Origin of the sequence: Dyadobacter sp., from assembly GCF_051859145.1 — a bacterium.
Lineage (GTDB): Bacteria > Bacteroidota > Bacteroidia > Cytophagales > Spirosomataceae > Dyadobacter.
Window position 1 is genome coordinate 3,366 of sequence record NZ_JBHYGF010000140.1, and the last position, 1,178, is coordinate 4,543.

Below are 1,178 nucleotides of genomic sequence, written 5' to 3' on the forward strand. Positions count from 1 at the left end.
GAGGAACAGTACGGAGCCTGGCAGACTATCCAGCGCGGACATGCGGTTGCAAATGGCGTTTATGTCGTGTCGGTGAACCGTGTCGGCCGGGAGGCAGACCAGCAGTTCTGGGGAGGTTCATTCATTGCGAATCCGCATGGAAGATTGATATACCTTGCGCCGCACGAAGAGGAAGTCACCCACGTACAGGAACTTGATCTCCAAAAACTCGATCATTACCGCACGACCTGGCCGTTTCTGCGCGACCGCAGGATTGACTCTTACCGGCCCATTCTCAAACGGTACATTGAAGCATAATTTATAGTTAAATATAATTATTCTGAGTTCACCCAAAATGAGGCTTCTTCCCGGAGCCTCATTTTTTTGTTCCAGTCTGCCGGAACCAGCTAAGTGCCTTTCTAATTCGAAGTAACCGCGCGTTACCGGAAAAAGCTTAACTCTTGATCTATAAACGTCTATATAATAGCTCGTTACGATAAGATATATACACTTATACCCTACCAACTTACTAGTATTTAGTCAAAAGTAGGTTTATTGAAATTTTTTACCAGATAATTACAATAACATTTTATAAGCATTTTAAATGACCAATTTTTATTGCAAAAAACTCCATATTTTTAATTTAATCTCTTGCATCTTTTCACATTGTCAGTATATTTGAGAAGTCGTTAAACGAATGACTGAACTTCTAAGCCGAGGGCATATTCGAGCCGCACATGAATATGTCTGATTGTTGAGAGAAGAACATATTACAAACCGAAGGGATTATCTGTAATCTTTTCAGGGATGTTCACAACCAACATAATATAATTTTTTTAATACTTATTTTCCCAGGACAACGTGGACAGGCACCCTGCCAGGACCAGCATTATGCTTTTTTCCTCGCATTCTTTCCTGCCTGTCCTCGATTAAAGAGGGTATTGCTTTCCGGAAAAGCAGTGTTGCAAGCTTATGGCTGTGTTGTTCTGTCCACGCGAAAGTGTGTGCGGCGCACGGCAGTGTGGACACCACACAGCCATAACTTTTTTCTCTTGCTGAACACCAACTCACCATTTAACCTAACACTCCTATGCGTAAAGCTCTGCTCTTATTATTATGGGTATGCCTTTGCTCTCCGCTTGCTTTCGCCCAGGTCAGGCAAGTCAGTGGAAAGATAACGGCGGCCGAAGATGGTCTTG

1 protein-coding gene is annotated in these 1,178 nt (G+C 43.1%); it reads left to right on the forward strand.

All coding sequences use genetic code 11. The annotated features are described in order from the left end of the window. A partial coding sequence (locus ACTIE6_RS09775) for a nitrilase-related carbon-nitrogen hydrolase (RefSeq protein WP_439556460.1) occupies positions 1-297 on the forward strand: 297 nt, incomplete at its 5' end. Positions 298-1,178 lie beyond the last annotated feature (881 nt).